This is a genomic window from Streptomyces sp. SP18BB07 (assembly GCF_036322545.1).
In the GTDB taxonomy this organism is placed as follows: Bacteria; Actinomycetota; Actinomycetes; order Streptomycetales; family Streptomycetaceae; genus Streptomyces; species Streptomyces deccanensis.
Window position 1 is genome coordinate 1 of record NZ_JAQYWT010000135.1, and the last position, 10,378, is coordinate 10,378.

Here is a 10,378-nt window from a genome sequence, read left to right on the forward strand (position 1 = left end):
GGCCGCCCGGGAGGGGTTCTTGCCCCACTCGTCGTACGCGATGAGCGCCTTGCCGGTCTCCACGACGGCCGTACGGGAGTCACGCAGCCAGGAGGGCAGTTTGTCGTCCGGGGCCAGCCAGTACGCGGCACCCACCACCGGTACGGCCGTGATGAGGATGCCCGTGGCGAGCTTGCCGAGACCGACCCAGGCCTGGCCCGCCGCGTCCCAGCCGTTGAAGCCGACCAGCGTGCCCAGGCCCTTGATCGTGCCCCACACACCGTCCACGACGAAGCCGACCGTGAAGTCCCAGGCGTGCTCGTGGAAGTAGTACCAGGGGTTGGACTCCTCGACGACGTCACCCCAGGGCAGACCGGCGACGTTGTTCAGGTCCTCCGCGCGGTAGCCGTACATGTTCTCTTTGTTCGACCCGTCGCCCACGACGAGCGGCTCCCCGCCGACCAGCGCGACGATCTTGTTGTAACAGGCCCGTTCGGCGGCCTGGAAGGCGGACCAGGCCGCGTTCACCGCGTTGCGGCGGGCGGTGTTCTCGTCGATGAGGTCGCCGTCCGCGACCCAGTCCTCGTCGTCCGCGACGCGCCGTTCGAACGCCGCCGCCTCCTCGCGCAACGAGTTGAGCCGGTCGACCAGGGGCCGGACCTCGGCCGCGTAGTCGAGCAGCGCCTTGGAGACCGTGCCCAGCTCGGTCTGCAGATCGTGGCCGGCCGCCGCGACCGGCGCGGTCGTCGCGAAGAGCTGGTCGGCCTCGGGAGCCTTGTAGAAAGGTTCCAGCTGCTTGAAGTTGGCGTCGATCAGCAGACCCGCCGCACCGACCGCCATACCGTCGAACGCGATGTCGCCGGCGTCTGTCTCCAGTTGCTCCAGATTCCCCGTGAACTCCGGTATCTCGGCCGAGACAACAGGCCTGTCCTCGCTCACGCCTACCCCCGTGGACGCCCTCGCAGATACGTTCCCTCAACTCGGCGCCCGGACCGCTCGTCTGACGCACCGACGCATGGACCCACAAGGACACCCAGTCGATCATTTGTACCAAAATTGCGATCGCGATCCCATGCACTTCTGGCCAAAGCTCGCCCCTCAGGGGACATCCGGCCCCCACACACGACCCTTACGTCCACATCGGGCACACTCGAAGTCACCGAGAATCAACGGCGGACCAGGGTCGACATCCCGTCAGAAGCGGGACGAGCCCAGCCCCCTGAGGCCACAGAAGTGCAATAACGACGGAACCACACCACAGGTTCCGCTTGATCCTCATTGCCCGGCGTGACCTGCCGTGATACACAGAGTGACGATACGACCCTTCGCTTACCGTTCCGCGCCCCCCGTTAGGGTCCCGCACGGGTCGACGGCAAGGGATCCGTACGAAACCCGCCAATCAATGACGTCAAGTCGACATACGACAGCGTCATTGTCGGCGAGAATGGGCCCGACCTCTGCGCACCCGCGCGGAGGCGTGCGACGCGTACGCCGAGGCGCACACGTCGCACAACGCACGCAGACAACAGAACGACCCACTAGGGGCGGTGACTTACATGTTCGTAGCGGCCGACAAGGGCGACATCACCACCATCATCGGCGGAATCGCCCCGGACTGGGGGCCTTTCGGCGACCTGGGCAACGAGGCACGCGTGATGATCGAGGTCGTGATGGCGGTCGCCATCCTCCTCTGCCTCGGCATCGCGATCTGGGGTGCGGCCAAACAGCGCATCGGCGCGACCGCCCTCCGCGACACCTTCAGCGCCGAACAGGGCAAGGGCCTGATCATCGCCGGCCTCACCGGCGTCTTCATCATCGGCTCACTGGGCACGCTCTTCACCATCGTGTACGGCATGGCCGTGTAGCGCGGCCGCCGGCACCCGCCCCGGCCGGGCCACCGGCCTCGCCCGGTCCCCCTCCCACCCCACCCGTCCGTCGTGCCCACCGGCTGAGGTTGCGTTTCCCTGATGTCGAGTCTCCACACCGCGCCCGCGCGGGAACCAGCGCGGCTACCGTCGTACTGCTACGCCTTTCGGTACGACGTCGAAGTTGAAGGGGCGACCGCGGCATGAGTCTCGGCGACGAGCACGGGTACCGCGAGTCCTCGCGCTCCGGGGACGACGGGGCGTACGGGGGGTACGCCGGCACCGGCCAGACCCGAACCCGCCTCCCCGACGGCGGCGGCGACCCCTACGGCGGCGCCCCCCGCCGCCCCCGCTCCTCCTCCAGAAGCCTCGTCACCATCGTCGGCGTGGTCGTCCTCCTCATCGCCGCGATCGCCTTCGCGAACCGGGGCGGTGGGAACTCCGACACATCCGGAGACTCCACCACCGACAAGCCGGAAACCGCGCCTACGGCGGCTTCGGGGGAGCGACCGGTCACCACGAAGACCGACGGCATCCCCTCCGGTTTCGCCCACGACCAGCAGGGCGCCGAATCGGCGGCGGCCAACTACTCCGTCGTGCTGGTCTCGGCCGACATCCTCAAGCCCGCACGGCGCGGTGAGATCGTGCGGCAGGTCTTCGTGGCCGAGAAGGTGACCGACCTGGAGGACAAGCTCAACAGGGCCTACGACTCGAACTTCCTGGCCGACGTGGGCTTGGACGCGGATGGCAACGCCCCCTCGGGTAGCACCTACGTCTCACGCACCATGCCGGTCGGTACCAAGACCACCAGCTACTCGGACGACACGGCGACCGTCGAGGTCTGGTGCACGGGCGTGTTCGGCATGGCGTCGGAGGACACCACCAGTCCCGTCACCAGCGACTGGTTCACCATGACCCTCCAACTGCGCTGGGCCGACGGTGACTGGAAGGTCGACAGCTTCGCTCAGAAAGAAGGCCCCGCGCCGGTCAACGGTGACAACAAGGTGTCGACAGCTGACGAGATCTCGAAGGCCGTCGAGGAGTACGGAGGGTTCACTTATGCCCGGTAGGTCGCACCACGTACTCAAGGTCACCGCAGTCCTCACTGCCGTTCAGACCGCTGCCGTTCTGCTGGCCACCAAGGCAGCCGCTGCGCCCACACCTTCGCCGTCGCCCTCTCCCTCGGACGACCGCTGTGACCTCATTGTCGGCCCCGCCAAGGACTACTGCGAACGAGGCGCCGGCGAAAGAGGCGACACCAGCACCCTCCCCAACAACGTCACCACCACCCTCGACCCCCTCTCCTCCCTCGCCCAAGGCTGCGCCGACGCCGCCTCCTGGACCGTCGACAAGCTCTCCGAAGCCGTCAACGAGACCGCGAACGTCGACTTCACGAACATGACGTTCCTGAAGCACTACGCGGTCGTGTTCGCCGCCTCCGCCATCCTCACGCTCGTGCTGTGGCTGCTCGCGGTCACCAAGCGAGCCGTCCGCGGCGTGCCGTTCACCACGGCGATCTCCGAGGCCATCGGCTTCCTCTGGCTGACCGTGCTGGCGTCCGCCTTCACCCCGCTCATCCTCTACACCATCGTCTCCGCCACCGACGGCGTCAGCGACATCATCGCCAAGACCACCGGCAACCAGACGGACACCTTCTTCGGCACGTTCTCCGAGGCCCTGAAGAAGGGCAACGACATCGGCGGCGGCCCCATCATGCTGATCCTGGTGTCGCTGGTCTCCATCGTCGCCGCCGGCGTGCTGTACCTGGAGCTGTACCTCAGGGCCGTCCTCCTCTACGTCGGCGCCCTCCTCGGCGTCGTCGTCTACGCCGGCCTCGTCGACAAGGACCTCTGGGGCCACGTCCGCCGCTGGGCCGGCATCATGATCGCGATCATCCTGGTCAAGCCCGTCATCGTCATCGTGCTCGGCCTCGCCGGCGCCCTGACCACCGAGGACGGCCCTGACTCCCTCGCCGCGGTCGTCTCCGGCCTCGCCATCATCCTGCTCGCGATCTTCGCCTCGGCGATGATCTACCGCTTCGTCCCGGGCTTCGGCGACGAGATCGCCAACTCCCGCAACAACCGCATCATGCGCGGCGCCGAAGGCAAGGCCGCCGCCGTCATCAGCTCACCCGCCACCCTCGTCGCCCAGGGCATCAAGACCCACAGCTCCCGGGCCGACAACAACGGCGGCGGAGGCGGAAGCAGCACCCCCCGCCCGTCCAACCCCGCATCCGGCGGCGTGGCCGCCCACAGCTCGCGCAGCGCGGGTGGAGGCGGCGGAACTGTCCCCTCCGCCGCACCCCCACCCCGTTCGAGCCCCATCAACACCCCCCACGCCGGCAACACCCGCAACAGCAGCAACAACCGCACGGGAGGTGAAGGGCGTTGACGACCGATACCCACCATCTGTCCCATCCGATCACGCCCCGCCGTACATATCTGATCGGCCGCGCCCGGCCGAACGCGATCATCGGCCGGAACCGCGAGTCCGGCGAGATCGCGTTGATCATCGCGGGCGCGTTCCTCGGCATGATGTGCGGTCTCCTCGTCCCCGTGCTCGTCCCGCGCATCGCCCTGCTGACCGGCTTCCCGATGCTGGCACTGGCCGCCGTGTACATCCCGTACAAGCGGCGGACGTTCTACAAGTGGTTCGAGATCAACCGCAGTTACAAGCGCAGCCTGCGCAAGGGCACGACGTACCGTTCCGCCAACATGGAGGCCGGCACCCGCCTCGACGGCCGTGAGGTCGAGGTCGGCCCCCCGCCCGGCATCGGCCGCATCACCTGGCTCGCCGCGCCCTTCGGCCCCGACGAGATCGCCGTCCTGCTGCACGCCGACCGCCGGACCGTCACCGCCGCCATCGAGATCGAGGGCCCCGGCGTCGGCCTGCGCGACTCCGAGGACCAGGAAGCCCTCGTCGACCGCTTCGGCACCCTCCTCAAGCACGTGGCCAACGGCGACGGCTTCGTCACCCGCCTCCAGATGCTCGCCCGCACGCTCCCGGCCGACCCGGACGCCCACGCCAAGGACGTCGCCCAGCGCGGCGACGACCGCGCCCCCGGCTGGCTGCAGCAGTCGTACGACCAACTGCAGTCCATGGTCTCCACCAGCAGCGAGCAGCACCGCGCTTACCTCGTCGCGTGCATGCACTACACCCGCGAACTGGCCGCCGAGGGCCACGCCATGGCCCGCGCCGCCCGTCCCCAGGGCCGCAAGCTCGACAAGGACGCCGGCCTCGCCGTCGTCATGGCACGCGAGCTGACAGACATCTGCTCGCGCCTCCAGGAGGCCGACATCCGCGTACGGCAGCCGCTGGGCCAGGGCCGCCTCGCCTCCCTCATCCACTCCATGTACGACCCGGACCACCCCATCGACCACATCCAGGCCATGACCAAGCGCAACGCCTGGCCGGCCGAACTGGACGCGATGGAGCCGGACTACCTCCAGGCCAAGACCCGCGAGTCCTCCACCCGCGCCCCCTGGTGCCACGCCACGGCCTGGGTGAAGGAGTGGCCGATGACCCCGGTCGGCGTCAACTTCCTGGCGCCCCTCCTGGTCCACACCCCGGACGTCATCCGCACCGTCGCCGTCACCATGGACCTCGAACCCACCGAGGTCGCCATCGAACGCATGCTGACGGAGAAGACCAACGACGAGGCGGAGGCGTCCCGCGCCGCCAAGATGAACCGCACCGTCGACCCGCGCGACGTGGCCTCCCACTCCCGCCTCGACCAGCGCGGCGAGGACCTCGCGAGCGGCGCCGCCGGCGTCAACCTCGTCGGCTACATCACCGTCTCCTCCCGCTCCCCGGAGGCCCTGGCGCGCGACAAGCGGACGATAAGGGCCTCGGCCGGCAAGTCGTACCTCAAGCTGGAGTGGTGCGACCGCGAACACCACCGGGCCTTCGTCAACACGCTCCCGTTCGCCACCGGAATCCGAAGGTAGGGCCATCGCGATGCGGGACCATCCGATCCAACCGCACCTGGAGGTGAAGCGCTGATGAGGGACCCCATCTCCGCCCTCACCGACGCCTTCACGTCCTTCCTCTTCGGCAAGGTCGAGACGACCCGCCTTCCCGTCCGCACCTCCACCGGACAGGCCCAGGCGGTCTACCTCCCGACCGCCGCCCCCGGCCTCGGCGACTCCGGTGTGATCATCGGCCGAGAGGTCTACTCCGGGAAGGGCTACATCTACGACCCCTTCCAGCTCTACGGCCAGCAGCTCCCCGCTCCGCACTGGCTCGTCCTCGGCGAGTCCGGCAACGGCAAGTCGGCCCTGGAGAAGACGTACGTCCTGCGCCAGCTGCGCTTCCGCGACCGTCAGGTCGTCGTCCTCGACGCCCAGGGCGAGGACGGCGTCGGCGAGTGGAACCTCATCGCGGAGGAGCTGGGAATAACTCCCATCCGCCTCGACCCGACGGCCGCCCTCGACATGGGCATCCGCCTCAACCCCCTCGACCCCTCGATCACCACGACGGGCCAGCTCGCGCTGCTCCGCACGATCATCGAGGTCGCGATGGGCCACGGCCTGGACGAACGCTCCGGCTTCGCCCTGAAGGTCGCGCACGCCTACGTCAACGAGACCATCGTCGACCGCCAACCGGTCCTCACCGACATCGTCGACCAGCTCCGCCACCCCGAGCCGGAGTCCGCGGAGGCGATGAACGTCGCCATAGACGACGTACGGGCCTGGGGCCTGGACGTGGCGCTGGTCCTGGACCGCCTGGTCGACGGTGACCTGCGCGGCATGTTCGACGGCCCCACCACGGTCGGCATCGACCTCGACGCGCCGCTCATCGTCTTCGACCTGTCCCACATCGACCGCAACTCCATCGCCATGCCCATCCTCATGGCGATCGTCGGCGTGTGGCTGGAGCACACCTGGATCCGCCCCGACCGGAAGAAGCGCATCTTCCTGGTCGAGGAGGCCTGGCACATCATCAACAGCCCCTTCGTCGCCCAGCTCTTCCAGCGCCTGCTGAAGTTCGGCCGCCGACTCGGTCTGTCCTTCGTCGCCGTCGTCCACCACCTGTCGGACGTCATCGACGGCGCCGCCGCCAAGGAGGCCGCGGCCATCCTGAAGATGGCCTCCACCAGGACGATCTACGCCCAGAAAGCGGACGAGGCCAGAGCGACGGGCCGCGTCCTGGGCCTGCCCCGCTGGGCGGTGGAGATCATCCCCACCCTCACCCCCGGCATCGCCGTCTGGGACGTCAACGGCAACGTCCAGGTGGTCAAACACCTCATCACCGAGACCGAACGCCCCCTCGTCTTCACCGACCGCGCGATGACCGAGTCCTCCGTCGACCACCTGCTGGACGACGACGCCCTGCGCGCCGCCGAGCTGGAGGCGGAGGAGCGGGCGGCCGCGTTCGTCGAACACCAATTGAGCGAGGTCGACGGCTACGGCTCCTCCGAGTCGACGGTGGCTTGAGCGGGACCCTCGATGAGCCGGAACGAGCAGGGGCAGGGCGGGAAAACGGCGTGAACAGCGGCGGAGGAAGCGGCGTGAACGGCGTGTACGGCGGCGGAGGAAGCGGCGTGTACGGCGGCGAGCGATGAGACCGGACGACCGGCGCCCCCAGCAGGGCGGAGGCGGCATCCCCGACGGGCTGCTGATCGCCCTCCTCGGCTTCCTGGTGAGCCTGACCCTGCTGGTCTGGTCGGCCACCGGTCTGGCCGGCCTCTTCGCCCACGGCGCCTGGCCCGACGGCGTGACCTTCACTCGTACACCCCTGGCCGTACGCAGCCTGGTCTCCGCCCCACAGGACCTCCCCGCCGCCTGGCCGGACACCCCCGCCGCCCAGCTCTCCGGCTACGGCCTCTTCTGGGGCCTCCTCATCAGCCAGCTCATGGTCCTGCTCGTCCTGACCGTCTTCACGATGGGAACCCTGGCCCGCTGGCGGGCCGTACGGGCGAGGGAGAGGGCGGCACGGGCCCAGAGGCAGGGCGGCCCGGCCGCGGGGGCCCCGCTCCCGCACCCCGCCCACGACACCGCTCACCTCCAGGGCACGGCCCCCGCCCCCGTGGAGCAAGCACCCCCGGCCCAGCCGTACACGGGGGACCCCGTCCGGCACGAGGCCCCGCCCCCCGGGTTCGCGACACCGGACCCGGCGGCCTCCTCCACATCGGTCCCCGAGCCACGTCACAGCGCGCCAGGCACGCCCGCCACCCCGGCGGCCGAGGTCGGCGCGCCCCCCACGCCCGCCAGATCGGCGGCCACGTCCCTCGCGCCCCCGGCCGGCGCGTACGCCACCCCGCCACCGGACGCGACCGGAGGTACGGCACCCACCGGCACCCACCCGGGCACCGGTGCCGGTACCGGTGCCGGTGCCGGTACCGGCACCGGCACCGGCTGGGCGAACTCCGCCCCCACGGTCGTCCTCGGCCCCGCCGAGTCCCGTCGCCCGGTCGCCGCGCAGGCCGTACGGGACGCCGAGGGGCCGGCCCTCGTGGTCACCTCCGACCCCACGCTCTGGGCGGACACGAAGGACGCCCGCGCGAAGCTGGGCCCGGTCCTCCTCTACGACCCCGCACACCGCTGCGACACCCCGGCCCGTCTGCACTGGTCACCCATCTCCGGCTGCGAGGACAAGCCGACGGCACTGGCCAGGGCCATCGCCCTCCTCGCCCCCATCCGCCCCACCGCCCGGATCGACCAGGCGGTGGCGGACACCGCGGAGACCCTCCTGCGCAGCTACCTCCACGCCGCCGCCATAGACAACCGCACCATCCGCCACCTGCACCGCTGGGCCCAGGGCAGCCACGTCCAGGAAGCGGTCCGCGCCCTGCGGACGAACCCCAAGGCGGCCCCCGGCGCGGCGGGCGAACTGGAGTCGGCGCTCACCTCGCACCCCGAACGCCGGGACATGGCCCAGCAGTTGACGGCCCGTGCCCTCTCCGCACTCTCCACGGTCAACGTCCGGGAGGCCTGCGCCCCGAACCGGGCCGACGCCCTGGCGCTGGATTCCTTCGTGCACGAGGGGGGAACGCTCTATGTGGTCGGCGACCCCATCGAGGACCCCAAGGCGAACCCCTCCGCGATGCCTCTCCTGACGGCCCTCGCCTCAAGCGTGGTCGAGCGCGGCCGGCGCATGGCCGAACGGTCATCCTCCGGCCGCCTCGACCCACCACTCACCCTGGTCCTGGACGACGTGGCGGCCGTGGCCCCGCTCCCCCAGCTCCCCGCCCTCCTGACCGGCGGCGCCGACCAGGGCCTCCCCACCCTGGCCCTCCTGCGCTCCCGCGAACAGGCCAGATCCCGCTGGCCGAACGCGGAACTCCCGCTGCCCTGAGCCGACCTGACGGCACTCAGGCAGCGTCTCCGTCCGAGCCGGATCCAGAGTCCGAGTCCGGCACCGCGTACCCGGCCACGGAGGGCCACCGCACGGTCAACACCACCGACTCTTCCTCGGCAACCCACGAGTGATCCACCCCGCGCCCCCAGACGACATAGTCGCCCTGCCGCTCCAACACCACGCTACGGCCGGGGAAGTCGACCCGGAACCGGCCGCTGATCAGCACCTGCAGGGCGGTCCGTTCCTCACCCCGGACCCACTGTGCGCGCGTGTCACCCCGCGGATGCACACCCCACTTGATCTCCACCGCCTCACTCCGCCGCGGATCCCCCTCCGCCTTGAAGTGCCCGAGCAGCCAACCCCGGTCCAGCGCCGCGTCCTTGCCCGCATTGCCCACATACACGCTGTCGTCCATGCCGCCGAACGCTAACATCCACGCCGCCGCGCCCCCCGCCTACGCCGGCCGCAGCACGTACTCCAACTCCCGCCCCTCGTCCCCATCGACGGACACGCCGCTGGCCTCGAAACCGACCCGCCGGTAGAACGCCTCGGCCCGCCCGTTCCCCTCGTTCACGAACAACCGCACCCGCTCGACCCCGGCCTCGCGCGCCCACCCCACCGCGACCGCGAACATCGCCTCGCCCACGCCTTTCCCCCGATGCCCGTCCCGCAGGAACACACCCACCAGATGCGCCTGCCGCCGCTCGACGTTCCCACCGAAGAAGTCCCGTGTCCCGGCCTCCTCCACGAGTACGGTCACGGTCCCGACCCACTCACCGGCACCGCTCTCCACCACGAACTGCCGCCGCTCCCACACCCCTTCGGCCGCCTTCTCCGCCCGCTCCTGCCAGAAACCGTCCGGCCTCGCAGCAGCCTCCTCGTACGTCTCCAGAAACGCGAGACGAGCCACCGGGTCCCGCAGCGCGGCCAGCCTCAACTCCCGTACCTGACGCCATTCCTCAGCACGGACGGACCGGATCCGGTACCCCTCGGGCAGAACAGGGCTCTCACCACGCGCAGGCAGCTTCATGCGGGCCACGGTAGTACCGGGGTACCACACCCTTCACCGGATTTAATAACAGCCCGGTGTAAACCCCTAAACGCAGAAAACCCCTGCCGGTCTCCCGGCAGGGGTTTTCTCAATATTTGTTCGGCGGCGTCCTACTCTCCCACAGGGTCCCCCCTGCAGTACCATCGGCGCTGTAAGGCTTAGCTTCCGGGTTCGGAATGTAACC

General features: G+C 69.8%; 8 protein-coding genes, 1 rRNA gene and 1 pseudogene. 6 read left to right on the forward strand and 4 right to left on the reverse strand.

Features of this window, described 5'->3' with window-relative positions; translation table 11 throughout:
- Positions 1–918 (reverse strand): annotated as a pseudogene (locus PUR53_RS00595) (hypothetical protein); the annotation flags it as partial.
- A 617-nt stretch (positions 919–1,535) separates the two neighbouring features.
- Between PUR53_RS00595 and PUR53_RS00600 the strand changes: the two are divergent.
- From PUR53_RS00600 to PUR53_RS00625, 6 genes are all read left to right on the forward strand, one after another.
- The gene (locus tag PUR53_RS00600) at positions 1,536–1,844 is read left to right on the forward strand and encodes a hypothetical protein (protein WP_033525053.1); all 309 of its coding nucleotides are present in this window, start codon (positions 1,536–1,538) and stop codon (positions 1,842–1,844) included.
- A gap of 203 nt (positions 1,845–2,047) precedes the next feature.
- Complete coding sequence (locus PUR53_RS00605) at positions 2,048–2,914, forward strand: hypothetical protein (protein ID WP_329907005.1); 867 nt, start codon at positions 2,048–2,050, stop codon at positions 2,912–2,914.
- The gene (locus tag PUR53_RS00610) at positions 2,904–4,235 is read left to right on the forward strand and encodes a hypothetical protein (protein WP_329907006.1); all 1,332 of its coding nucleotides are present in this window, start codon (positions 2,904–2,906) and stop codon (positions 4,233–4,235) included. Before PUR53_RS00605 ends, PUR53_RS00610 begins: the two co-directional genes overlap by 11 nt.
- Positions 4,232–5,791 carry an SCO6880 family protein gene (locus tag PUR53_RS00615; RefSeq protein ID WP_329907008.1) on the forward strand — a complete coding sequence of 520 codons (1,560 nt, stop codon included), beginning with the start codon at positions 4,232–4,234 and terminating at the stop codon, positions 5,789–5,791. The genes PUR53_RS00610 and PUR53_RS00615 overlap by 4 nt, the downstream gene beginning before the upstream one ends.
- Positions 5,792–5,845: 54 nt before the next feature.
- Positions 5,846–7,279, forward strand: a complete 1,434-nt coding sequence (locus tag PUR53_RS00620) for an ATP-binding protein (RefSeq protein ID WP_329894553.1) — start codon at positions 5,846–5,848, stop codon at positions 7,277–7,279.
- A gap of 124 nt (positions 7,280–7,403) precedes the next feature.
- On the forward strand, positions 7,404–9,140 hold the full coding sequence (locus PUR53_RS00625) for a type VI secretion protein (protein WP_329907009.1): 1,737 nt from the start codon (positions 7,404–7,406) through the stop codon (positions 9,138–9,140).
- Positions 9,141–9,156: 16 nt separating this feature from the next.
- Here PUR53_RS00625 and PUR53_RS00630 read toward each other — a convergent pair whose 3' ends face one another.
- The 3 genes from PUR53_RS00630 to rrf form a co-directional block, all read right to left on the reverse strand.
- Positions 9,157–9,558 (reverse strand): signal peptidase I, encoded by a 402-nt coding sequence (locus tag PUR53_RS00630; RefSeq protein ID WP_329894551.1) that lies wholly within the window; start codon positions 9,556–9,558, stop codon positions 9,157–9,159.
- A gap of 39 nt (positions 9,559–9,597) precedes the next feature.
- On the reverse strand, positions 9,598–10,173 hold the full coding sequence (locus PUR53_RS00635; RefSeq protein WP_329907010.1) for a GNAT family N-acetyltransferase: 576 nt from the start codon (positions 10,171–10,173) through the stop codon (positions 9,598–9,600).
- Between the two features lie 118 nt (positions 10,174–10,291).
- Positions 10,292–10,378 (reverse strand): 5S ribosomal RNA (gene rrf / locus PUR53_RS00640); the annotation flags it as partial.